The following is a 22,363-nucleotide window of genomic DNA, read 5'->3' as shown; positions in this document are numbered from 1 at the left end:
CGATCGTATGGACTTCATCGCGCATCTTTCCGGAGGCCACCATGCCATCCACGAATACCTGGTGGAGAACGTCCTGAGCACGCTCGAGCCGACAATCCTCGAGTTCCTCCTGTCCACCGCCATCACGGAGAAGATCTGCGGTGACCTCGCCGGCCTGCTGACACACGTTCCATCCGGCCAAGAGATGCTCGAGGAAATCGAACGCCGAGACCTGTTTCTGCAAAGCATCGATGACGACAGGGACTGGTTCAGGTATCACCACCTCTTTGCCGATCTCCTTCATCGCCGCCTCGAACGCCTCCATCCGGGCCGTCGCGAAGAACTTCACCGGATCGCCGCGCACTGGTTTGCCGACCACAATATGCTCAGCGAGGCTGTCGACAACGCACTTGCCGCCGGCGACACCGACCACGCCCTTCGACTGGTCGAGGACGGCGGCATGACACTCATCGAGGACTCGCGGATGACAACCCTCCTCGGCCTGGTCGCGAAACTTCCCCCGAACGTTGCTGTGACAAGTGCCCGACTCCAACTGAACATCGCGTGGGCGAACATACTGATGCAGCGTCCACGACAGATGCGAGCTGCCCTCGATCTCTTCGATGCCGCACTCACGAACACCGAGGTAGACGAGGCTGCAATCCACGCCCTTCGCGTCGAAGCTGCCGTCGTCCAAGCATCCGGCAAACTCTTTGCCGATGAGATCGCCGGGGTACAGGAACTCGTCACCGATTGCTTGCACCACCCTGACACGGTGCGGCCCTTCCTCGCGTCGGGCGCCGGCAGCATCGCTTCCTTCGTGGCCCTCTACACATTCGACTTCGATGCAGCGCGCCGTTGGCAGGACTGGGCCGCCGCATATCACGCACAAACCAGCGGCCCCTTCAGTGTGATGTACGGATACTGTCTGGCCGGCGCCGCGGCATACGAACAACTCGACATTCCTGCGGCAGAAAACTACTTCCGCTCCGCCGTAGCGATGACCGGAAAATCTGGGGTTCACGCCCACGCGGCACGACTCGCCGGGGCTCTGCTCGGAGCGCTCCTCTACGAGATGGGCACGATCGCAGAGGCCGAACAGCTCCTGGACGAAAGCTACAAACTCGGTTCCGAGGGCGGCGGGCTGGTGGAATTCATGCTCGCCACCTACGGCACCGGATCACGGGTCAAAGCCTCACTCCGACATCATGCGGAGGCCGAGAATCGGCTGGACGAGGGCGCCAGAATTGCCGAATCGCTGCGGCTGCCACGTCTGGCCGCGCGGATGGTCAACGAGCGGATCCGCGCAGGGCTTCCCGTCGGCGACGAGATCCGCACGCGGTTGATGGCGTTGACGGCGTATCGCCCGCAAGCAGACGGGATCGCCACCATCACATCCGAACTCGACGAAGATTCGTCGATCAGACTGCTACTCCGCGAGGGTTCCCCGGAGGAGATCGAGCATGCCTGCGCGCGGGCGAAGGACCTCGTGCTCAGCATCGAAAGTCAGGCCAGACCCCGGGCGCTCATCCGCGCGAAACTGCTGTTGGCGATGTGCTTGTCCGTCGCCGAGCGGTTCGCGGAAGCGCGCACCGTGCTGGCTCCGGTCGCGGCGAAATGCACGGAGCTCGGACTACCCCAAATACTGTTGGACGAGGACGCACGCATCGCCAACCTACTGGCCCCGACCTGATATGACAGCACACACGTAGTCGTCCAACCGGACCATCGACGAGAAGTCCGCCCACGATCGACCTTCCTCCGCGCGGGGAACGCTCGCACGTCATCACAAGGCCCACGCCCTGCGAGAGTGAATTCAGTCGCACTCCACCGATTGCAGGGTGTCCACGGACACGGTAGGCCTGGAATCACGGTCCGCCTCCATGTTCAAAATGACCACACCGGCCATGATGCATATCAATCCAGCCACTCGTGGAACCGATACAGCATCACCGAACAGCAGCACTCCCACCACCGCAATAGAGGCGGTGCCAATTGCCGACCACAACGCGTACGAGACCCCGAGAGGGAGCGATCTGAGCGCCTTCGACAAGAAGAAAAATGAAAGGAGGTATCCAGCGAGAACCCCGACCGTCGGAAGCGGCCGCGTGAACCCGTCAGTCGAGTGAAGGCCGGTGGTGGCAAAGATTTCCACGACAACCGCACCCATGAGGTAGAACCAACCCATGGCGCCTAACCTCCAAAATTCATCGCGACGATACCGACGACGGTGAGAGCCAGACCGGCAACCTTGACCCGCGAGACACGTTCTCCGTGGAAGAGGACGCCGAGTGCAACCACCGCCGCCGTCCCCAGCGCGGACCACAGCGCGTACACAACGCCGATGTCGATCTGCCTGACCGCATTCGCCAACAGAAAGAACGCACCCCCATAGAGCACCAACACCGCCGCAGACACCCGAAATCGGGTGAACTCCTGCGTGAGCGGCAACATACTCGTAGCCGCAACCTCGAGAACAATCGCTATAACAAGCAACAGCCACGCCATTGAAATCGATTCCCATCCGTCGTGAGGATTTGCCGTACCCGTCCACGCAAAATCGCCTGTGCGGCTCGTGCCGACAATGTTGCTCACACAGATCTGCTGTCACATCGCAGCGATCTGCCGTACGGGATTCAATCCCAGAGCATCGCCGTACCGACCTGTGTCACGCGATCTCGCGGTCCGAATCGAGGGGGTCCGGCGCCGAATCGCCGTTTTGAGCGGTGGTCACCGCGCGAATGAACTCCGCGACGTGCTCAATTGCCCTGCGCGCCTCGGGCAGAAGATCCGCAGCCACATGAAAGACGTGGAACTGGCCGTCCCAGATCTCGAGGGCGACGGGAACCCCGGCATCGGTGAGGCACTCGAACATCAGCCGCGCATCGGGATACAGCATGTCTCTGGATCCGACCTGAAGTAGTACTGGCGGAAGCCCGCGCAGGTCTGCATTGACGGGCGACAACGGCAGTCCCGAGACGCCACGAGTACGGTGCTCCACGCGCTCGGTGAGGGCGGTCAGCGCCACCAGCGCAGAACTGGGAAGGATCGGACATCGTGCAGACGCGGGATGCTGCAACTTGACGGTCGGGTCCAAGTCGGTGAGCGGTGACAATGCGACCAGACCGGCCGGTCTCGGCAGATCCAGGTCGGCGAGTGCCAGTGCCACCATGAACGCGAGATATCCGCCGGCGGAATCGCCGGAGATGACGATCTGGGTCGGGGAGAATCCTCGTGCCAGCAACCAGCGATAGCCGGCGATCCCGTCGGCGACCGCATCCCCTATCGCATGGGTGGGCATCAGTCGGTAGTTGACACTGAGCACGCTGGCATCGGCCGACTGCGAAATCCGAGAAGCGAGACGGCGATGCGTATTGAGGCCACCGGTCAGGAAACCCCCACCATGTAGGTAGAGGACCACGCTGTGTAGGTCGGCGTTGTGCGCCTGGATCCAATCCGCGTCACAATCGGTCAAGCGCACACGACGATGCCCGACCCCATCGAGCGCGGGTAGCACACGCGCGGCCTGGTCAACCACCCGCGCGGTCCAACGTGCGCTCGGAATATGCGCCCACACGCCGAGCGCCGGCTTAACGGTCACACGCAACGCGTGCGTCAGGAGCTTTGACTGAATGCTGTTGCCCGGAAAGAAGCTCGAACGTGTCGAGAAGTCCGATTCGGTCCCCACCCTTCGTGAGTGGTTCCCTCCCACAACGCCAACCCCCTCCCCGGGTTGTTTCACCGACCTGACGGCTGACATCGGAGCTCCAAACTTCCAGGGATGAACTGCCGGGATTGAGCCACATAGACCCCAAACGCCGTACCAAGACATCTCTCAAGATATGGCTCACGCCACCCGACCGGACTCCCCCTGAGGGGGAAACACACTCCCCAACAGGGGGATCCTTCAGACAAGGAGTTGCAGTCCAGTCCGCGCGCTGGTGCACTAGACAGATCGAATGGTCTCGCGCACTCAGCATGAATTTCACACAGCAGTGTCTTTCTGGCGACAGCCTGACCGGTTCCGGGGCACCGTCCCGGAACACCTCGGTCGGGAAGACGCATCTCTCCACGTTTGTCCATGGTATGACGGTTGGAGGTAGCACCGTGATCGACGACTCTGTCATCGAAGACATGAGGATCATCGAGTTCGCGCGCCGATGGCTTCCCTACGGCGGTGGCACAACCGGCGACCTTCTGGTCGAGTTCGGTATGACTCCAGCCTGCTACGTTGCGAGACTGAACAGCATCCTGGCAGGACCGACAGCCGACCAACTCGATCCCAACTTCCGAGACGACCTCCGACGATTCGTGTCCCTACGCACCTCACGGCCCGCCCCTACGGCGTAGATACGGTGCTCGGCGACGGGGACACCCCGCGGCGGAATCGACGGCTGCACCGTGCTGCCGCGTATGCACCTGGCTGTCCCGAGCTTGATTCGGCGGTGAGCCGGCCGCCGACATCGCAGCGAGTCCCGCGACGTGAGTCCCTGACACATCCCGGCGGCTTCGAAACGAAATATTCGCTGCATCCACGATTCCTGTCGAGCGCTGGGGTATCGACACCGACCGCTGAGGTCGTTCTCAACGTCAGAAATCGACGAACCGATCGACCGCAGAGCCTTGTGCCGGAGAGCCGCCTAAACGCTCTGTGTTACCTCTCGTCGTCCGGCACTGGATGCCGATGAACTCGACCCCGAAGTCTTGACCGCGCACAGTTCGAGCAGACCACGCCTTGTTGCGAATTCGACTCCGTCGAGCGCGCGCGCCATCAGTATGGCCTGGAGACGCCGGTAGAACACTGCGGGCAGGAGTCCGAACTCGGGAAGGATGTGCTCGTCTCCGCCACCGTAGGGCGCCCAGCGCAGGGCGAAGGTAAACATGGCGACTTCATCTTGAGTCATGGTCACTCACATTTCGAGAATCAGGTGGACTGCGGAGAACTTGAAGCAAACCACTGCTGGAAGCGTGTGACAGTCCCCCTCAGGGTTATCTCTGTACCCCGTTCGAGATATGTTCTGAGTCACAGCAATGAGGTGACTCTAAACATCGCCGCACCTGGCGCGTGAAACCTGCTGCCACACAAAATCTGTGCAGCATCGGCCGACAGGGGCGGGGGGGCCGCGACGTAGAGGTTGGATGCGCCCGCGACTGTCGGCCGTCGCGTCTGTCGTGGCGAGCGAATAATTGGCGTAGGTCGTCGCCGTCACGTACATGCGCGGATCCGGGATCGGGCCGGCCGGGGTCATGGTCATACTCGGCATCGCCTTGATGCCCGGGTCCGCGACCCGACCGCCGAGCAGCGCGGGCAGATCACCGATGCGATCGCCGCGACGAGCGGACGATAACCCACACGAGGGGACGTGTCATCTCTGCTGTTCAGATGGCAATTTTCTTGTCTGGGTCAGGACTCGACCGGAACCAACCGGTCGAGTCGGGCATGGAAGGGGAACCGGCCGGGACGTCGTCGCGCACCGACTCGATGACCGCGTCCTCGCCGTCGAGGCTCACAATGACGAACTCCGAGGTGGCGTCGCTATGCACCTTGACGCGGTCACCCACATTCACCGGCCCAGTCATTCCGTTAGGGGACCTGTCGTCACTGCAGGGAGAAATGATCAATACCTGTGGGTCGGGGAGGGCGTACCTTCCCGGATGATGATCTGCAAGAAAACAGGTATTCGATCAAGACCAGCGCTGCAACGCTGGTTGGGAAGGTACGCCCGTGCTCACGGTAGTACATGACAACGACCGCTCCACCGACGACGGCGGGCGGTCGTTGCTCGACGAAATCGTCCGTGACGGTGCCCGGCAGATGCTGGCGGCCGCGCTGCAGGCGGAGGTCGCCGCCTATATCGAACAGTTCGCTGATCAGGTCGACGAGAACGGTCACCGCCTGGTGGTGCGCAACGGCTACCACCACGAACGCGACGTGCTGACCGCCGCTGGTGCGGTCAGCGTGAAGGCCCCGCGGGTCAACGACAAGCGCGTCAACCCGGACACCGGCGAGCGACAGCGGTTCTCGTCCGCGATCCTGCCGGCGTGGGTGCGCAAGTCCCCGCAGATGAACGAGGTGCTGCCGCTGCTGTATCTGCACGGGCTCTCCACCAGCGACTTCGGGCCGGCGCTCGAGCAGTTCCTCGGATCGGGTGCCGGGTTGTCGGCGGCCTCGATCACCCGGTTGACGACCCAGTGGCAGGACGAGGCCAAGGCCTTCCAGGATCGGGACCTCTCGGGCACCGACTTCGTCTATGTGTGGGTCGACGGCATCCACCTCAAGGTGCGGCTCGAGCAGGACAAACTGTGCCTGCTGGTGATGATCGGGGTCCGCGCGGACGGCCGGAAGGAGCTCGTCGCCCTCACCGACGGGTACCGCGAGTCCACCGAGTCGTGGGCGGACCTGCTGCGCGGCTGCCGACGCCGCGGCATGACCGCTCCCGTTCTCGCGGTCGGTGACGGCGCCCTGGGGTTCTGGAGGGCGTTGCGGGAGGTGTTCCCGGAAACCCGGGAGCAGCGGTGCTGGTTCCACAAGCAGGCCAATGTACTTGCTGCGCTACCGAAGTCGGCACATCCCGGGGCGCTCGCGGCGATGAAGGAAATCTACAACGCCGAGGACATCGACAAGGCGCAAGTGGCGATCAAGGCCTTCGAACTCGACTACGGCGCGAAGTATCCGAAGGTGGTCGCGAAGATCACCGACGACATGGATGTGTTGCTCGAGTTCTACAAGTATCCGGCCGAGCACTGGGTGCATCTCCGCACCACAAATCCCATCGAATCTACCTTCGCGACGGTGCGGCTCCGGACGAAGGTCACCAAGGGTCCCGGATCCCGTGCGGCGGGACTTGCCATGGCCTACAAGCTGATCGACGCCGCCCAGGCACGCTGGCGTGCGGTCAACGCACCACATCTGGTCGCGCTCGTCCGTGCCGGCGCGGTGTTCCACAAGGGCAAGCTGCTCGAACGACCCACCGACATCAGCCCCAACACCGGGGCGGTTGAGCCCGAAAGCACCGGAGCGGAGGTCGCCTGAAACTCACTCGTCCACAGGTATTGACAATATCTCCCCGCTTGATCTTGTCGACGATCGCCGCACCGGTCCGCGCCGGTGTCGGCCCCGGAAGCACCCCGAGGTGTTTCGCACACCACGCCAACCGGCGACCCAATTCCCGCGCCGCCGGCAGGTCCTCGTCGGGGAGATACGTTCCCGCCGTCGGTGAGCCGAGGATCCCCATCTCCCCGACCCGGTTGTTCCAACCGAAGTCCTTGTTCCAGTACGTCCACACGTACGGCTCGAGCACCACATCGACCATCGAGGTGAACTTGCCGATGCTGCGGGACAGATGCACCACGTGCCCCGGATCACCCCGCAGCTCCCACCCCGCGGTCAGCATCGGCGTCAACGTCGCCTGCAGCACCGCGGTCAGGTCGGCGGCGGCGCGGGTACGCAGCGCCTCCATGTCGTCGAAGTCGTCCTCACTGCCCGGGTCGATCACCCACCCCAACGCCTCACACGCGCCCTGGCCCACGATCCACACCTGCGGCGGCGAACCCAACGGCGTCAAAGCGGCCCAGCGCACCAGTTTGTCCAGCTTCTCCACCGAATCGACCGGACCCGTCAACTCCCGCCCCGACGGGGTATAGGTTCCCGCGGCGGTCACGATCACAGCGTGCTCATCCGCCTCCACACCCACCGGCAACGACTCCCACACCGGCCGGCCCGATGCTGTCGCCGGCTCGGGTGCCGATACAGTCGGCGATTCCGCTGGTTCCGCGGCAGCGGTCGGTGGCGGCGATTCTGCATCAGCGGTAGGTGTCGGCGGTTCTTGCGCGGCGGTCTGCTCCGCGTCGATCTCGGTGGCCTCGACGGTGTCAGGATCCGGGGCGGAGGGCTGATGCAGGTCGAACAGGGCAATCTGCTCCCACGGACGACTCATCGCTCTACCGTTCCCCGATCCGACCATCAGGGTCGGCCGGTGGTACGTCGTAGCGGTCGAGCAACTCCTGCAGGGCCACGTCCACGACGCTGGTCACCGTGAACCCTCGGTCCTTCACCAGCCACTTCAACCGGGCCTCCGTCGACGCCAGCACCCAGGTGTTCAGCTGCACCTTCACCGGACCCCTGCGGGACTCGAGCTTCGAGGTCAACCTCTCGGTGGGCGCCGCGGCGACGGGACCGCCGCCCGAGTTTCGGGTATTTTTGCGCGGCTTCGACGTTCGACCTCCCTCGCTCGTCCGCGACGAGTGGCCTCCCCGCTTTCCGGCCTGCGCCATACCCACTCCTTTTGCCCGCACCCCTGTGGCCGCCGTCCGTGTTGCCGGCGGCCGCTGGACCCAGACTAGTCGATACGCGCAAGGTAACACGCTGTATTACGCGCAGTACTGCACGCACATTTGCGCGTTGAACTCTGCGACCTGGGCTCCGGTCGGGTCGCCGGTTCCCCCCTATCTCCCGAACGCGCGACGTCGAATGGGTCGACGATCGCTGGCGTCCACGCGAGCGTGTCAACCGCCATCGGTATCACCGACACGGGTAACCAGACTGTCCTCGATCGGCTCGCCATCGCGACCGCTCATCGATCCTCAGATGGACCTGGTCAGTGGCCCAGATTCGTCCCGCTGGGTCGCATCCCCGCGATACGAGAGGGGTCAGCGGTTTCCATTAGCCTCGAGGAATGTCCTCCCCTGTCCCTACCGACTACTCCGCCACGCTCGAGAGCATCAAGCGGCTCGTGCACGAGGCGCGCTACATCGCCCAGCGCCGGGTGAACACCGAACTGCTCAGGCTCTACTGGCAGATCGGGGCGACGATCATCGAGCGGCAGAAGACGGCACCGTGGGGCAGTAAGGTCCTGTCCCGGCTCTCCGCGGATCTGCGCACAGAGTTCCCCAATGCGAAGGGTTTCTCGCCGGCCAACCTGAAGTACATGCGGAGGTTCGCCGAGGCGTGGCCGGACCAGGAGGCAATCGGTCAACGACCCGTTGGCCAATTGCCCTGGGGTCATGTCATCGAGTTGCTCGAGAAGCTCGACGATGCCGAGTTGCGTGACTGGTACAGCGCCAAGGACATCGCACACGGCTGGAGTCGTCCCGTGCTGGCACACCAGATCAAGACCCGACTGCACCTGCGTGAGGGTGCGGCCCCGTCCAACTTCCCGCACGCTCTCGAGCGCACCGATTCCGAGCTCGCTCAGCAGATCACCAAGGATCCGTTCACGCTCGAGTTCCTCGCCATCGACGGCGATGCCGCCGAGCGGCAGCTCGAGGATCGGCTCGTCGAGCGCATCATCGATACCCTTCGCGAGCTGGGCCCCGGGTTCGCATTTGTGGGCCGCCAGGTCCACTTCGATGTCGAGGGCGATGAATTTTTTGTCGATTTGCTCTTCTTTCACGTCGAGCAACTGCGGTACGTGGTCATCGAACTCAAGACCACGAAGTTCGACCCGCGCGATGCCGGCCAGCTCGGTTTCTATGTCGCCCTCGTCGAGGACCGGCTGCGCAGGCCGCAGCACCAGCCCACGGTCGGGATGCTGCTGGTGGCGGACAAGAACGAGTCCGTCGTCCGGTACGCACTGGCCGGCACCACCCAGCCGATCGCCGTCTCCCGCTACGATCTCTCGCCCGCCGAGCAGGCCGCGCTCCCTGCCGAGGACGCCCTCACGCGCGCGGTCGCCCTCGAGTTCGACGACCACACCCCGCAGCCGACACAACCCCATCGGAAACAAACGTCACGCAGTGGATCCGGCGGGTGATGCGGGACATGCGTGTCCGACAGGGGATCCGCTGACGGGGATCGGGCCCGCACCCGACGTCGGCGTCGGAGCGTCCGGATCGCCCGTGGCGGCGGGGGCACCGGCCCGGGCCGGGCTGCACGAGCCGCGGTCGTCGCCGGTGTGGCGTCAAACCCCAAGGTCCGGGCATTAAGGTGCCCCGACGTCGGGGGGTGACGCCGGGGCAGGGGTTCCGAGAATCGAATTGGGGGGAGGATCCCCGGAACCGCGCAAAGACTACACACCACGACCGACACGAACTTCGCGCGGCTACGGTTCCGCGGTCAGGCCAACGCGTTTGGGGTCCACACTTATTCGCGCATCCCGTCGGCGAGCTCGAGGACGCGTCCCAGGTACCGCGTCATGAAGGCATCGAGCGCACGCCGCGACAACTCGGGGTAGCCGGCCTTGCGGAAAATAGTGCTCGAGCTCGACGAGCTTGGTACCGATACCCACGCGCTGCTCATCCAGGCTCACCAGCTCGCCCACCAGACGATCGAGTTCATCGGCCTTGCGCATCACACTGTCCATCGGTCTCACCTCGGCACTCGAGTTGGCGCGGGGCGGATGCTTCCCGAGACCCTCGGCCTCCACCCGCCCCGCAAGGGAGAGCCTAACACGCACTTCGAACGTGTGTTCGAACATCTGTCGGTTCTCGGTTGCAGCCCGGTTCGGGGTGACGGGCGCACAGCAAGCCGAGGACCTCTCGATCGCGGAGCGCCGACGAATCGGTGGTCTCGGCGACAATCAGCACCCAGCCCCGATCCCCGCCGCGGGCCCCCGCCCGGCCCGAGAATCAGCGCAGAGCACACACCGATTGTGGGCATTCGCGTCCACCAGCACCGGATGTTGCCGCCGTGCCGGTGACCGCGCGGGCCGTGAACCGGGTGAACCCGTAGCCTTTGCTGGTGTCCGCTCCCTCCGGCGACCTCCCCGCCGAGCAACCTCCAGCGCTCCCGCTACTGACCACACTGGTGCCCTCGGCGCACCCGCACATCATCACCACCCCGGCCCGGACCGGCACCAACATCGCACTGCGGATCCACACCTCGCTGACGGTGTTCGAGGTCCCGGCCGCACCGTGGGCGCCGGCGGTCTCGGGGTTCGTGGTCACCGTGCTCGTACACAGCATCGACACCGCCACCGGCCTGCCGCGGCATCTGTCCACCGCCGAACCGAACGAGTGGGCGCGGGCGATCTTCGCCGATGTCGACGCTGGGCAGGGGTATTTCCTCGCGCCGTCGACCCGCACACCGGCGAGCACCGGGACGGGCAACTGGCGTACCGGCTCTACCTCGATACCGACCGGCAGGCGATCCGCGTGCCCCACCAAGTAGTCGGCTGTCCGCACTACCGGATGCGCACGGGCGGTACCGATCCCGAGATTCGGATCGTCACCACTGCGTGACCTCACGACGTGCAGCACGTGGTCGCTCGCGGCGACAGTTCCGGTGCGGCACCCGGGGTTTGCGCGCCACCATCGGCCTGTTCCACGGCGGACCCCTGCGCGGGCATTCCGCAGCCGGTGTGTTCGCCGACGGTGAACGACCCTGAGTACGGGTCACCCGTGGTCAGTGGGCGTCGCGGAAGGCCTGCTCGATCTCGGCGGGGATACGGCCACGGGAAGACAGTTCGTAGCCCTGCTCGCGCGCCCAGGCCCGGATCTTCTTCGTCTCGTCCGACGACCGCCGCGCAGCAGGGGCAGCCGACCGGTCCGCGCGGTGTTTGCGGCCGCCGACCCGGGTGGAGTGGGCGATGTAGTACTCGAACGTCTCGCGGAGCTCCCTGGCGTGCTCGTCCTTCAGGTCGATCACGTACTCGACGCCGTCGACGGCATAGTGGATGCTCTCGCCGTCGTCACCGAACACGGTGCCGTCGATGTCGTCGACCAGCTCCACCACGACCTTGCGTGCCACAGATCCACTCCTCGCGTTCTTCGTCGGTCCGGATCTGATGACAGTACTGGAAGTACCAGATAACCCCGCCGAGCTCAGCGGCCGACAGCGGGATCCGCCGAACCACCGGGCGTGCGCACCGGCCTAGCATCGTGCAATGACGACGATGAGGTCGCTACCGCTGAACGCGATCAGACTCGGCTACCGCATCGCGCGCCTTCCCCTGCGGCTGGCGGAGGACGTCACCGCGTCCGAACACATCGCAGCGTTCGCCTATCGGTGCGATCGTGTCGCCGCCCGGATCCTGCGGGACGAGAGTCTGTTGTTCGTCGACCCCGAGCACTCGGCGGTGGTCCGGCTGCACGACTACCGGGACCGACTGCGTGGTCGCAGCAACCCCACGCAGTAGACGAACACCGACCTCACCACGGGTGAGGACCGAGATGGGGTGCCGAACCGCCCTGCGTGGGGGTGGTGCCGGCCTGCCGAACATGATCGACGACGACGGCTACGGCGCGGCTCGAGGACGCATGGCAACAAACGGGTGCGACGGCAAGGCCGCCCCATCCAGCCGCGTGGAAGCCGACCACCACCGCCTCCGGTGATGTGCTTCCGGGGGCCGATCCAACACCCTACGCAGATGGTGGGTGCCTCCAGCAGGGCACGGGGGAGGCCGCCGGCGCGGGCGACCCTGGGTGCGTCCGAGGATCGGTGCCGCGTCCGCTACCGGGCGGATGCCCACTCGCGTTCGGCATCGCCGGATTCCGGTCGCCGCGGTGGCAGCGATCGGCGTTCGCCGCGGCGGCGGGCATGTCGCCTGCGCTCGGTTTCGGTCATCCCGCCCCAGGTTCCGTACGGTTCACCCGTCGCCAGGGCATGGTCACGGCACGCGGCGAGCACCGGGCAGTTATGGCAGATCTGCTGGGCCCGCATTTCGCGCCGGGCCCGGGCCTGGCCGCGTTCGGTGTCCGGGGAGAAGAACACCGACGAGTCGAGTCCGCGGCACGCGGCCCGCTCCTGCCACCCCACCCCGGCAGTCGGGGTCTGGTACGCCGGTAGCGGTGCGGTTCCTGCGGGTGACACTGCCGATTCCCTTTCCGTTTCCGGGCCCGTCGTTGCTCCGAGCCCGGGAATGGATCGCCGGGCCAGGGAGAACGGGCGTCAGGCCTTCATGTGGCCACGGGGTACCGGTTACGCCGTGTCGATATAGGAAACCGGTCACCCTGTTTGCAGAGGTATACCGGAGCGTGCGGCCCCGGCGCCACTCGGTCGCATGTCCAACATCCCGGCCCGCCCCAGGATTCCGACCAGGGCGGTTCACCTGCACGTTCGGTGGCATTCGTGCGTTGTTCATTTCACACGGCAACCGATGGATCCGCCGGCGGCGCGACCTCAGAGTTCAGGAATGCCTCGGCAGCCCCAGCGCGGCGGCGTGCTCGCGCAAGTACTCGCGCAGGTACGGCATGGTGAAGTCGAGCATCCCGTGACCGACCGACGCGACCAGTTCGGCGTCGATCAGCCGCAACCGGTACTGGCTGGCATAGGTTCCGTCCACGCCGAGTCGGACGGCGATCTGGCCGATCCGGCTCGGGCCGTCGTCCTGCGACATCGCGACCAGGAAACTCCGGTCGACGTCGGAGATCCCCGCGAGGCTCGGCTCGAGGACCAACGATCCGATCCGGCGGCGGGCCGCGGCGACACCCACGGTGACATCGCCGGTGGAGACCACCGCCGCGGTCCGGTTCTGCCGCCAAATGTGTTATCCGACAAGCTTAATCAGAACCGGATAACCCGTTCGTGGCCTCCGCCGCGGTGCGGCAGTCGGCCTCGGCGATCGAGCGCTCGGTGCCCTCGATCGGCTCCCGGATGGCCTGCGCCACCTCGTCGAGGGGCACCGCACCCAGGGAATGTCGGTCGGCACGCCGCAGGAAGGTCAGGACGTCCCTTTTAGCTTTTTTAGCTTCTTTAGGGTTGGGTAGCGATCCGCTCCTCGACCCCCTCGCAGCCCGAGTGTCCCGGCTCAATGAAGGGCGAAGACTCAGCGCGTCGCGCACGAGTGGCGCACTACGCCCACCTGGTCCGATGACACGTCCCCCCGCACCGGGCCCGTCCCCGTGAACTCTCACGAAAGCCCCCCGACGAGGGCAGAAGCCACGGATCCGTCACCGCTCGCCGGCCCGCGGTTCGCCACCGCCGATCAGTGCCGTCGTCGGCGACGCCGGCCGATATGAGACTGCACGCCCAGCGCACTCCGCCGCACCGTCGGTGCAACTACCGATGCACGCACCTCCGGACGCGCAGGACTGCAGCGGCTGCGTGCAACCGGTCCGCCGACGGTTGGACCGCCCGCCCCCCGGGGGGAGGGTCCGTTGTCCGCGGTTGACCCGAGGTGCCTCCCACCGTCTGCAGTCGACCACGGCGTTCACCGCGACATGCCGACGGCAACAATGCATTAGCACTCCACCATAGAGAGTGCTAAATTTTCTGCACCCGATACCGGGACCCGCACGAACCAGCAACGCCCAGAAAGGATCCGCACCCCGTGACCGCCATCCCCGGCCCGCATTTGCGCACCACCCAGCCCGCCACTGGCCGCGACGAGGCTGCGCCGACCGATATGGCGCTGCTCGAGTCCTGGGAATCGGGTATCGCCGTGATCATCGGCCTGGCCTTGCTGACGACCCTGGCGGGCACCGCCCTCGGATTGTTTCCGCTGGCCCTTTTCGCGCTCGTCGCGGTCGCCGGCGTCGCCGGTCTGGTCACCGCCGCCCTCTGATCCGGCCGGCATGCCCCACCCGCTACCCGGGGAGCGGACAGATACGCTCGCCGGGCGGCAGCACGCTTGTGGTGGATATGCACCCCGATCTTCCGTTACCGGCCTTCAGGTTGTGGCCTCAAATTACTTTCTGGGAGTGGGACTCTCAGGAAATTCACAGGCACCGCGGGGCCGGGTGATGCGACGATGAAGCATGCGCCGCCATCGTTGGCCGGCCCTCGCGCCGCCCACCACCGGAGGGATCGTCGTGCACGCGGGCATGCCGATCGCGGCGGAAAAGGATCTCGCCCTCGAGTTGTCGGCGGCGACCGCGTTCGCGTCCGGGCTGGGGCTGCGGTTCACACTGTGCGTCACCGGTGTCCGCGCCGACTTCGCGCGCTACGAAACCCGGCCCCTGACCGACCCCGGTGACTGGTCGGCGCAATGGTCCTACCTGGCCGTGCACCTCGGCGCCGACGACCTCGCCGGGTTCGCCGACCCGTTCCACCCGACACCCGATTCCGGGCAGGACGGATCCGGGCCGTATCGAACCACACCGCAGTACTGGATCGGCACCTACCCGACCACCAGGTCACTGACCATCACCACCAGCTGGCCGCAAGTCGGACTCCACCCCACCTCGGTCACCCTCACGCTCGGACCCAGCCCCTTCCCCACCACCTTCGGGTCCGGTGCTCGTCGATGACAGGTGCACCAATCCTGTTCGACGAGATGAACGTCCTCGCCGCCGATGACATCCGCCGAGCAGCTCCACCGTCACCGACAACCACGTTCGTGCTATCCCCGAGGATGACAAGCGGGCCGCGGCGCCGCCCGGACACCGCCCGCAAACGCAGACAGCGCGCCGGACACCGATAGCCGACCGCGCACATCTTTAGAACGGTTGGCGGTGACGTGGCGAATCCGCCACCGTTCCGAGATTCCGCGTTGCCTCTGGCAGATCGGCATGCTCGGCCAGTGCGTTGACGATCAGCTCGAAACGCGGTGGGCCGACTGCCCCGTAGTAGCCATCCGCGACCGGTTTGGATCTGGAGGCAGGTCCGAGAGACACGCCACCACAACCGAATCCGTTCTCGGCATGCACGTTCGGCACCGCCACACTCGAAAAGTGGGTGCCGGCGTCGATAGCACACATGGAGGACCGGGGTCGAGTCGACCGGGCCGGGCCGGATCCGGCCGTCCGGCCGGGGCCGCGTGCCAGGCCAGCCGAACGGATCCGCGGCGACAGCGCCGAATGCGTCGCCGTCCGGCTCGTCCTCGAAACAACCGTAGGGGACACCGCCCGCGGTGCAGCCGACAACGAACATCGACCCGCTTGTCCACCATGATCCGACCGAACACCGATGCCGGCCCGCCTGTGATGTCCGGTTGGTCGTGGCGGTTGCCGTTGTCGTGCCGGCGTGGGCTGAGGCTCGGCTCACGGCCCGTGGAGTCGGGCGTTCCCCTCGGTATCGGGTGTGTTCGTGGCGGTCACATCGGTCCCACGGCCACCGAGACGTGGAAGTTCCCTGCCCCCACGGATCGCTCGAGGGTCGCAATGACGGCAGCCGGATTGTCGTAGGGCCCGTTGAGGTAGAACGGCTGACCGTCCCTACCGAACTCGATCCGACCCGGCCCGTCCCACTCACCCAGAAACGCGGCGGCATCCTCATCGAAGGCGCCGGCGGGCTCGAACCCGAGTCCGCGCGCATACGCCGCCGCCCCGAGGATCAGTTCGCGGCCGAGTTCGATCGGAATCTCCACCGCCGGACGGTCGAACGCCGCATAGTAGGTGCGGATGGCGGTGGGGATCCTGCCCGCGTCCATGGTTTCGGGATCACGGGCGTTCTTCACCCCCAGGCAGTGCACGTCGGCCAGGTACCCTCGCAGCGTCGCCCGACCACGCCGTCCCTCTCGTGCCACCAGCACCTGCGCGAAGCCTTCGGCCTCACCGGCGGGAGCATCCAGTTCCGCCCACTCCGGATGCCCGTCGAGGCCCAGCCCGACACTCCAGCCACAATTGACCCAGCACCCCAGCACCCGCCCCAAGCCTCGGGACACGTCGGCCTCCGCGGCGATTCGTCGCACCACCGGCGCCACCACCGACGGCCGCACACCCAGCGCACGCGCGATCACCTTCGGCGGGACACCCTGCTCCCAACGCCGCCGCACCTGCTCGACCAACTCCGCATCGTCCATGGCACCCCATTCTGCTCCACCGATCGGGAGCTCCCGCGTCCGCACATGTCGGGCCAGGTGAAGGTCCGTGGATACCGTTCGGCGGCATCCAGCATATCGGCGCCACCGACTGGTCACCCGTCTCGCCGTGGGAATCCTCCACCACGGATACTCACGCGAAATCAAGCAACATCCACTGGCGAAGTCCGGCCCCGCAGCAGGTTCAACGAAGCCCGACCTGCCACTTCAGATTCCTCACCGCAGGGTGCGGAAGACGTGCCTGCTCGAGTCCTGGATCTGCGCGGTGCCGATCGGGACAGGACGAGCCTGCACACCGAGTATCGCGGCGGCGGGCGCTGGTTCGTGGAGCGGCGGGGCATGCCGGTTCTCGTCGATGGTTGACTGATCTCGTGCCGACCTCAGACGACGTACGACGGCTCGCCGAGCAGCTCATGGCCGAGTTGTCCCCGCAGCAGCAACAGGCGTTCTTGGGCGCGATCGGGGCGGATCGTTCGATGGCGTTGATCGAGAATGCGCTGCGAACCCCCGAGCCCATGGTCGGTGATGCCCCGACCCGCATCCGCGGCTTTCGGGTCCGGCTCGACCTGGTCGGCGCCAAACCGCCGGTGTGGCGGCGGCTCGAGCTGCCCGGCGACCTCACCCTCGACCGGCTACACATGGTGATCCAGGCGGCGATGGGGTGGTTCGACGGCCACCTGCACCGGTTCCGCACGGGTGGTGATCCCCGGTCGCCGTACTTCGTCACACCGTTCGACGTCGAGGAGGGCGAGGACGGCGTGCTCGAAAACGGCGTCCGGCTCGATCAGGTGCTGACCGGCACCGGTGACCGCCTCTGGTACCAATACGACTTCGGTGACGGCTGGGACCACGTGCTCGCGGTGGAAGCGGTCCTCGACGAGCCGCCCGCCGAGGTGCGCTGCACCGGCGGTCGGATGGCCTGCCCGCCCGAGGATTGCGGTGGGATCTGGGGTTACACGGAGCTGGCGGCGTGGGTGCGCGGCGGATGCGACCCGTCGTCCGTCCCGCCCCCGTTCGAGGACGCCGGCCACGCCCGCGACTGGCTACCGCTCGACTGGCACCCCGACCTGTTCGACGTCGACGAGGCCACCGCCCTCGCGGCGACGGTGGCCGCGCCGCTCCGGGTGGCCGGGGAACTGGCCGCGATGGTCGAGCAACTGGAGCGGGGCGGCAACCGGGCACTCACGCAGCTGCTGGAACGGTCGGCGTCACACACCGCGGTCGAGGTGACCGAGGCCGACGCCGCACGCCTGATCGAGCCGTACGTCACACTGCTTGACCTGATCGGTGACGGGGTGCGGCTGACCAGCGCCGGCTACCTTCCACCGGCACTGGTCGAGCAGCTCGCCGAGCGGACCGGCGTCACCGATTGGTGGATCGGCAAGGCGAACCGCGAAGACCTCACGTGGCCGGTCGCGCAACTCCGCGACAGCGCGCGAGCGCTCGGCCTGGTGAGTGTGCGCAAGGGCCGGCTGGCGCCGACCGCGCTCGCCCGCCGGAGCGGTAACCAGCCACTGGCGCTGTGGCAACACATCCTGTCCCGACTGCCGGTGAGCAGGACCGAGTTCGACCGCCAGGCGGGCTGGCTGGCACTCGCCGTCGTCGCCAGCGGCATCCCGGCCGAGGAATGGACCCGCGAGATCCGCAACCTGCTGCTCGGCCTCGGCTGGCGCACGAAGGGCAGTCCGACCCTCGGAACCGCTGCCGTCGCCAGCCCCACGCTCGACGTCCTCGAACTTCTCTCCGGGAAGACACGCGGCACGATCACCGGCACGGATCCCGCCGTTGCCGCCACCGCCCTCGCCGTGACCGGCCCCGACCCCAGCGACGCGAGCTGACCGATCCCCCTCGCCGCGCCGTACGTCCGCATCTCCTCATGGTGGGGAACCAGCGGGGTGCCGACCCGGGACGTCCCGATGTGTGCTGGCAGCTTCCGATCCGCCGCACCCAGGAATGGGTCGAACGCCCGACGGCGAACAGGTCCTCAGGACCACCATCACCGAGCGCGACCGCCGCGGCTGGGGCGAAGGGGGGCGCCGACCCGGACAGGTACTGCTCCGGCTCCCCGGACGCATACGTGGGGACCAAGGCCGTCTGGCAGTCGTTTGCATCCGAGCTCACCGAATTGCCGGGCAAGGCCGCGTACGGCGAACTCGCGAAGCTCTGCACACGCCGGGCCGGGCCGGGAATGCACACGCATTCTCGGCCGGATCCGATTCACCTGCAGCCGCCCGGCGGTCGAAGACCTGGCACACCCGGCGACCCCGCTCCGGGGAGGATGTGGATAGCACACGCCACCATCACCTCATCCCTGCCCGATCTCCTTCACCACATCCGACAAGGCCGACTTCAGCCCTCCCGGTGTTGCGAGTCCATCGAACCGACGGCACGAAACGCGCGGGACGCCTTCAACCCCTTTCGCACCACCCAGAGGTGAAAAATCGCCACGACAACCGACACCGCCGCGAAGACCATCGCCAGAAACCACCACCACGCGTCAAACACGAGATAGAGCACCGCACAGGCACCGGCGGCGGCAATGAACGCCCACTGCACACGGTTCAGCGTGCGAGCCTTCACTGTGGCACGAGTCGTCTCCGCAAGATAAAAGTCCTGGCTGTGTGAATGAATGTCGATCTCCCGTCCTCAACTGATCCGGCACCGGGGCGGCCGTCCACGGCGACCGGGGACACAGTGTCCGCGGCCTTCGTCGCTACCACCTGCCATCGCGCACCGTGAGCGTAGAGGTCGTCACCGACACTGCGCGATGTCCACACACCCCGACCACCGTGGGCGTGGCTGCACGCCGCCGCGACCCCACCACTCGGCAACGGGTCGTTGGCGGCCAGTTACCGGCGGACACCACTATGAAACCGGATCCCGTCTCGCCGTTGCCGCACCGATCCTCGGTGCCCGACACAGGTCGAGGGTGCTCCGGCCACCGTCCGGGTGCAGCGGCTGCCCGTGCTGCCCAGGTGCACCCATTGCCGAGAAACTGTTTCGCGCAGCGCTCCTCCGGCCACGCTCACCGCCGAGCCCATAGCGCGCTGCGCCTGGCGTGCGGTGCGGGTGCCCTCGAACAGGATGTCCCACTCGTCGTCGGCGAGCACACCCCGCCGCCCGCCGCACGTCATCCCGGCTGCCCGTGGCATACACGTCCACCGGCTGGTCGCTTTCGGTGGGTACAGAGCCGTAGGTGTAGTTCCAGTGCACCCCGGAACGCCCCCTGATGGGGACCGCATCCCCCTTCGGCCCCGGCTTTGTGCCGACGCACCGGGTGGGCCACTCCACGTAAACACAGGCCCCGTGCGGGCTGGCGGTGTGACCGTTCGCGGACCGGCCTCAGACGATCATGTCCGGGCCTCGGAGACGTCAACGTCGAGCAGGACACCCCACGAGACCACCCAACGCCAGCCAGCACGTCGCCCACCGCGGCCACCGCCGTCCGTGGCGAGGCCGGGAAACCTGAATTGCGGAGCACCATCGCGTCCGGCCAGATGACGGGCTCGGCGTCCTCATCGCGACCACTGGTGCTGCCCCGCGAGAATCACCGCCAAGGCCGTCCACATCGTCGGCCGGGGTAGTGACACCCCCGCAGTGCTGACCGCACACCAGTCCCTGGGACCTCGCACGAGAAACGCCACCTGCCTGGGGGGTTGGCCAGGGCGTCGTGTGTCGGCGACCCGCAGGGTCCGGAGCCGGTTATCGTCGAAGACCTGTAGTGAAGCAAGGGGGCAAGCGACCATGGCATCACCGACCACCACCGACCTGTCGACACTGCTGATGATCGACTCCGCGACTGCGCGGGACCGCGACGACGCCTTCGCCGTCACCCCGCTCACCGGCGGCCACGGCTGGGCGGTCGAAGTTCATATCGCCGGTGTCGCCGACGTCGTCGGCCTGGGGTCGGTCGCCGACGAGCAGGCGTTCCTGCGGGCCGAGACCCGATACCTGCCGGGCCGCACCGTCCCGATGCTCGGCGACACCGCCGAACAGGCCGCCACCCTGACCACCGAAGCCGCGCGGACCAGCCTTCAGGTCACCGGCACCCTCACCCCCGACGGCCGACTGCACGGTGTCACCGTCGGGCGTGGAGAGATTCCGTCGGGTCGGTGTGTGGCCGTTGATCACGCGCAGGTGCCCGGCATCCTGACCGACCCGGCCCATCCACTCCGTGCCCAGTTGGCTGCGGCGGATGCGGCCGCGCACGTCTTGCTCGGCGCCCGCCGCGACGGCGGGGCGCTGGCGTTCTACGACCTCACCCGCGGCTGGGCGGCCAATGAGGACGGGGCCATCGTCGCGATCGCCGCCGAACTGCGGACCGTCGCCTACGTCATCGTCCAAGAACTGATGATCGCCACCAACGAAGCCGTCGCCCTCTGGTGTGTGGAGCAGGGATTACCGATCCTGTTTCGCAACCACCGACCCAACCCGGTCGCCGGCCCCGCCGACGAGCTGATGACCGAGATCGCCGCCGCGGCCGGGGACCCGGACCTGTTCGCGAAACTCCGCGGACGGCTGCTGTCGACGCTGCGGGCCGCGACGTACGATCCGACGGTCCACGGACATTCCGGTCTTCGTCTGAGCGCCTATGCCCATGTCACCTCCCCGCTGCGGCGGGTGGCCGACCTGATCAACCAGCGGATCATCCTCGCCCACCTCGACCACACCCCCACCCCCTACACCCCGGATCAGTTGGCTGCCCTCGGCGCCGACCTGAACCGGCGCACCCGCCAGGCTCGGGAGGCGAAGAAGAACCACTTCAAACACGCCGACCACCGCCACGTCACCCAAGAGGCGGCCCGCGACCTCACCGCCCTCGATGCCCGCACCTTCCACAAGGTCCTCAAAACCGCCGCCACCGCACCGCTTCGCGCCGAGATCGCCGCCGAACTCGCCCGCCGCGCCGACGCCGACCTGCTCACCGCCCCGGACGTCGCAGTCCTGATCGACGCCGCCGACCCCACCTGGCGCCCGATCCAACTCCGCGTCCTCGACACCCTCGCCGATACTCATCCGGAGATCGGCCCGAGTGTGGTGTCGGTGTGGCGGCAAACCCACCCCGACCAACCCCCCACCGACCTCGAGACCCGGCGCGGCGGCGCCGACCACCACCCGCTGTTCGCCGCCCGCGCCACCCACCTCGGCATCCGCGGACCCTGGGCCATCGCGGCGGCGAAGAAGCCGGCCGAGCAGGCAGCCCTCTGGGCCGGGCTGCGCGCGCAGCTGACCGGAACCGACCACCCCGACACCGAACCGGAATGGCCTGCAGCACCTCAGAACCCGCAGCCTGCTACCCCGCCCGCGTCCGCGGATCCCGGTCCGGCGATCTCACCGCCGCCGCGCGATACGACCGGTCCGGCCGTGTTCAACCTGGACGGGGCGAAGAAATCCAAGGCGCTGTCCAACCCCATCGCCTGGTTGATGAGCCTCGCCCAGAACAACCATCAGGCCCCACCCGAGTGGGAGTTCCGCACCGACGGGCCCGCGCACGCGCCCCGATTCACCGCCACCGTGCACCTCGCCGGCCACACCGCCACCGCCGACGCAACCACGAAAACCGCCGCAAAAACCGCATCAGCAACCGCGCTCATCGAAGCACTCTTGACACAGCGCTGAAGTCAACAGGTGTTCGTCGGAGGTGCGCCTGCGCCCCGATCGCACCCAGATCCCCACATAACGTTGCGAGCAGCGCTAGCCTCGATAGCAATCCTGTCCGCGGCCCGGGCCGCGGACACGAGACGTCC

At 66.7% G+C, this 22,363-nt stretch carries 24 protein-coding genes and 3 pseudogenes; 13 read left to right on the top strand and 14 right to left on the bottom strand.

What is annotated here, in order from left to right; all coding sequences use genetic code 11:
* Positions 1-7: 7 nt before the first annotated feature.
* Together BLV94_RS52310 and BLV94_RS50375 are read left to right on the top strand one after the other, a co-directional pair.
* Positions 8-253: pseudogene (locus BLV94_RS52310) on the top strand (winged helix-turn-helix domain-containing protein); the annotation flags it as partial.
* A gap of 501 nt (positions 254-754) precedes the next feature.
* Entirely contained in the window at positions 755-1,672 is a 918-nt protein-coding gene (locus BLV94_RS50375) for a hypothetical protein (RefSeq protein WP_244163475.1), read from the top strand.
* 123 nt (positions 1,673-1,795) lie between these two features.
* Here the strand turns inward: BLV94_RS50375 and BLV94_RS03840 are convergent, their stop codons facing one another.
* The 3 genes from BLV94_RS03840 to BLV94_RS03830 form a co-directional block, all read right to left on the bottom strand.
* Entirely contained in the window at positions 1,796-2,167 is a 372-nt protein-coding gene (locus tag BLV94_RS03840) for a DMT family transporter (RefSeq protein WP_072950931.1), read from the bottom strand.
* A gap of 5 nt (positions 2,168-2,172) precedes the next feature.
* Complete coding sequence (locus BLV94_RS03835; RefSeq protein ID WP_244163474.1) at positions 2,173-2,574, bottom strand: DMT family transporter; 402 nt, start codon at positions 2,572-2,574, stop codon at positions 2,173-2,175.
* Positions 2,575-2,647: 73 nt separating this feature from the next.
* The gene (locus BLV94_RS03830; RefSeq protein ID WP_244163473.1) at positions 2,648-3,667 is read right to left on the bottom strand and encodes an alpha/beta hydrolase; all 1,020 of its coding nucleotides are present in this window, start codon (positions 3,665-3,667) and stop codon (positions 2,648-2,650) included.
* Between the two features lie 419 nt (positions 3,668-4,086).
* Here BLV94_RS03830 and BLV94_RS03825 point away from each other — a divergent pair, with 419 nt between their 5' ends.
* Positions 4,087-4,329: a DUF3263 domain-containing protein gene (locus tag BLV94_RS03825; RefSeq protein ID WP_083395447.1), complete on the top strand. Its 243-nt coding sequence runs from the start codon at positions 4,087-4,089 to the stop codon at positions 4,327-4,329.
* Between the two features lie 290 nt (positions 4,330-4,619).
* Here BLV94_RS03825 and BLV94_RS03820 read toward each other — a convergent pair whose 3' ends face one another.
* Both BLV94_RS03820 and BLV94_RS49295 read right to left on the bottom strand, forming a co-directional pair.
* Positions 4,620-4,883 carry a hypothetical protein gene (locus BLV94_RS03820; protein ID WP_072950943.1) on the bottom strand — a complete coding sequence of 88 codons (264 nt, stop codon included), beginning with the start codon at positions 4,881-4,883 and terminating at the stop codon, positions 4,620-4,622.
* 475 nt (positions 4,884-5,358) lie between these two features.
* Positions 5,359-5,559: a hypothetical protein gene (locus BLV94_RS49295; protein ID WP_167372103.1), complete on the bottom strand. Its 201-nt coding sequence runs from the start codon at positions 5,557-5,559 to the stop codon at positions 5,359-5,361.
* 145 nt (positions 5,560-5,704) lie between these two features.
* Between BLV94_RS49295 and BLV94_RS03810 the strand changes: the two genes are divergently transcribed.
* A complete protein-coding gene (locus tag BLV94_RS03810; RefSeq protein ID WP_072950926.1) occupies positions 5,705-7,012 on the top strand; it encodes an IS256 family transposase in 1,308 nt (435 codons plus the stop codon).
* On the opposite strand, the pseudogene BLV94_RS03805 reads toward BLV94_RS03810, so the two are convergent.
* Positions 6,996-7,916, bottom strand: a pseudogene (locus tag BLV94_RS03805) (hypothetical protein); the annotation flags it as partial. The gene BLV94_RS03810 and the pseudogene BLV94_RS03805 overlap by 17 nt on opposite strands.
* Positions 7,917-7,920: 4 nt before the next feature.
* Positions 7,921-8,253 (bottom strand): hypothetical protein, encoded by a 333-nt coding sequence (locus tag BLV94_RS50370; protein ID WP_072950924.1) that lies wholly within the window; start codon positions 8,251-8,253, stop codon positions 7,921-7,923.
* Between the two features lie 401 nt (positions 8,254-8,654).
* On the opposite strand from BLV94_RS50370, the gene BLV94_RS03795 reads away from it, so the two are divergent.
* Positions 8,655-9,731: a PDDEXK nuclease domain-containing protein gene (locus BLV94_RS03795; protein ID WP_072950921.1), complete on the top strand. Its 1,077-nt coding sequence runs from the start codon at positions 8,655-8,657 to the stop codon at positions 9,729-9,731.
* 329 nt (positions 9,732-10,060) lie between these two features.
* Here BLV94_RS03795 and BLV94_RS49290 read toward each other — a convergent pair whose 3' ends face one another.
* On the bottom strand, positions 10,061-10,216 hold the full coding sequence (locus tag BLV94_RS49290) for a hypothetical protein (protein WP_167372110.1): 156 nt from the start codon (positions 10,214-10,216) through the stop codon (positions 10,061-10,063).
* A gap of 441 nt (positions 10,217-10,657) precedes the next feature.
* On the opposite strand from BLV94_RS49290, the pseudogene BLV94_RS03790 reads away from it, so the two are divergent.
* Positions 10,658-11,157 (top strand): annotated as a pseudogene (locus BLV94_RS03790) (N-formylglutamate amidohydrolase).
* A gap of 163 nt (positions 11,158-11,320) precedes the next feature.
* Here the strand turns inward: BLV94_RS03790 and BLV94_RS03785 are convergent.
* Entirely contained in the window at positions 11,321-11,665 is a 345-nt protein-coding gene (locus tag BLV94_RS03785; RefSeq protein ID WP_072950919.1) for a histone-like nucleoid-structuring protein Lsr2, read from the bottom strand.
* A 136-nt stretch (positions 11,666-11,801) separates the two neighbouring features.
* Here BLV94_RS03785 and BLV94_RS03780 point away from each other — a divergent pair, with 136 nt between their 5' ends.
* The gene (locus tag BLV94_RS03780; RefSeq protein WP_072950917.1) at positions 11,802-12,053 is read left to right on the top strand and encodes a hypothetical protein; all 252 of its coding nucleotides are present in this window, start codon (positions 11,802-11,804) and stop codon (positions 12,051-12,053) included.
* Between the two features lie 314 nt (positions 12,054-12,367).
* Here the strand turns inward: BLV94_RS03780 and BLV94_RS03775 are convergent, their stop codons facing one another.
* The 3 genes from BLV94_RS03775 to BLV94_RS51455 all read right to left on the bottom strand — a co-directional run bounded on the left by BLV94_RS03775 (position 12,368) and on the right by BLV94_RS51455 (position 13,539).
* Positions 12,368-12,727, bottom strand: a complete 360-nt coding sequence (locus BLV94_RS03775; RefSeq protein WP_072950941.1) for a WhiB family transcriptional regulator — start codon at positions 12,725-12,727, stop codon at positions 12,368-12,370.
* Between the two features lie 316 nt (positions 12,728-13,043).
* Positions 13,044-13,373, bottom strand: a complete 330-nt coding sequence (locus BLV94_RS03770) for a hypothetical protein (protein ID WP_074933575.1) — start codon at positions 13,371-13,373, stop codon at positions 13,044-13,046.
* A gap of 43 nt (positions 13,374-13,416) precedes the next feature.
* Complete coding sequence (locus BLV94_RS51455) at positions 13,417-13,539, bottom strand: hypothetical protein (RefSeq protein WP_279635325.1); 123 nt, start codon at positions 13,537-13,539, stop codon at positions 13,417-13,419.
* Positions 13,540-14,186: 647 nt separating this feature from the next.
* Here BLV94_RS51455 and BLV94_RS03765 point away from each other — a divergent pair.
* Both BLV94_RS03765 and BLV94_RS49885 read left to right on the top strand, forming a co-directional pair.
* A complete protein-coding gene (locus BLV94_RS03765; protein WP_072951853.1) occupies positions 14,187-14,420 on the top strand; it encodes a hypothetical protein in 234 nt (77 codons plus the stop codon).
* A gap of 193 nt (positions 14,421-14,613) precedes the next feature.
* Positions 14,614-15,105, top strand: a complete 492-nt coding sequence (locus tag BLV94_RS49885; protein WP_074933572.1) for a hypothetical protein — start codon at positions 14,614-14,616, stop codon at positions 15,103-15,105.
* A 785-nt stretch (positions 15,106-15,890) separates the two neighbouring features.
* Here the strand turns inward: BLV94_RS49885 and BLV94_RS03750 are convergent.
* Positions 15,891-16,598 (bottom strand): hypothetical protein, encoded by a 708-nt coding sequence (locus tag BLV94_RS03750; protein WP_072951739.1) that lies wholly within the window; start codon positions 16,596-16,598, stop codon positions 15,891-15,893.
* Positions 16,599-16,853: 255 nt separating this feature from the next.
* On the opposite strand from BLV94_RS03750, the gene BLV94_RS51450 reads away from it, so the two are divergent.
* The 3 genes from BLV94_RS51450 to BLV94_RS52305 are packed head-to-tail and all read left to right on the top strand — an operon-like array spanning position 16,854 to position 19,053.
* Positions 16,854-16,979 (top strand): hypothetical protein, encoded by a 126-nt coding sequence (locus tag BLV94_RS51450; RefSeq protein WP_255315077.1) that lies wholly within the window; start codon positions 16,854-16,856, stop codon positions 16,977-16,979.
* A gap of 8 nt (positions 16,980-16,987) precedes the next feature.
* Positions 16,988-18,454, top strand: a complete 1,467-nt coding sequence (locus tag BLV94_RS51445; protein WP_279635324.1) for a plasmid pRiA4b ORF-3 family protein — start codon at positions 16,988-16,990, stop codon at positions 18,452-18,454.
* 38 nt (positions 18,455-18,492) lie between these two features.
* Positions 18,493-19,053, top strand: a complete 561-nt coding sequence (locus BLV94_RS52305; RefSeq protein ID WP_482822425.1) for a DUF3109 family protein — start codon at positions 18,493-18,495, stop codon at positions 19,051-19,053.
* Here the strand turns inward: BLV94_RS52305 and BLV94_RS49280 are convergent.
* Entirely contained in the window at positions 18,966-19,196 is a 231-nt protein-coding gene (locus tag BLV94_RS49280; RefSeq protein WP_072950691.1) for a hypothetical protein, read from the bottom strand. The genes BLV94_RS52305 and BLV94_RS49280 overlap by 88 nt on opposite strands.
* A 1,164-nt stretch (positions 19,197-20,360) precedes the next feature.
* On the opposite strand from BLV94_RS49280, the gene BLV94_RS03735 reads away from it, so the two are divergent.
* Positions 20,361-22,235 (top strand): RNB domain-containing ribonuclease, encoded by a 1,875-nt coding sequence (locus tag BLV94_RS03735; RefSeq protein ID WP_072950689.1) that lies wholly within the window; start codon positions 20,361-20,363, stop codon positions 22,233-22,235.
* Positions 22,236-22,363 lie beyond the last annotated feature (128 nt).

The organism is Rhodococcus koreensis, assembly GCF_900105905.1.
In the GTDB taxonomy this organism is placed as follows: Bacteria; Actinomycetota; Actinomycetes; order Mycobacteriales; family Mycobacteriaceae; genus Rhodococcus_F; species Rhodococcus_F koreensis.
This window is presented reverse-complemented; position numbering and strand designations above follow the sequence as displayed.